The sequence below is a fragment of the Corallococcus sp. 4LFB genome, from assembly GCF_046520365.1.
Taxonomy (GTDB): domain Bacteria; phylum Myxococcota; class Myxococcia; order Myxococcales; family Myxococcaceae; genus Corallococcus; species Corallococcus caeni.
In genome coordinates, this window is the sequence record NZ_JBKGHJ010001216.1 from 1 (window position 1) to 584 (window position 584).

1 protein-coding gene is annotated in these 584 nt (G+C 72.6%); it reads left to right on the top strand.

Annotated features, from left to right (window positions below):
* Window positions 1-584: histidine kinase dimerization/phospho-acceptor domain-containing protein (locus ACLEQD_RS45005; RefSeq protein WP_410392008.1), on the top strand; the 584-nt coding region annotated here is incomplete at both ends.

A 584-nucleotide genomic window follows, 5' to 3' on the forward strand; every position in this document is an offset into this window, starting at 1 on the left:
TGGTGGCGCACGCGCGGGTGGAGGGCACGCCGTGGACGGTGGTGGTGACGGCGCAGCTGCGAGAGGCGTTCGCGCCGGTGACGCGCATGGGGGCGTGGGTGGTGGCCATCGCGGTGCTGGCGGGGGCCATCGCGCTCGCGCTGTCACAGTGGGTGGGCCGGGACGTGGCGCAGCGGCTGGAGACGCTGCGGGACGGCTTCGCCGTGCTGGGCACGCCGTCGGCGGAGCAGCGCGTGCAGGCCCGGGGCGATGATGAGATTGCCCAGCTCACCCTGGGCTTCAACGACATGGCGGCGCGCATCGACCGGACGCAGAAGGAGCTGCGGGAGGCCATCGCCATCCGGGACCAGTTCCTGTCCATGGCGAGCCATGAGCTGCGCACGCCGCTGACGCCGCTGAAGGCGACGCTGGACCTGCTCATCCGCCAGCTCGGGTCCGGGCAGGGGATGAACCCGGAGCGGCAGCGGGAGACCATCGCCCGGCTGAACCGGCAGGTGGACCGGCTGACGCGGCTGATTGGCGACATGCTGGACGTGTCGCGGCTGCAGTCCGGACGCTTCGCGCTGACGGTGGCCCCCATGGAC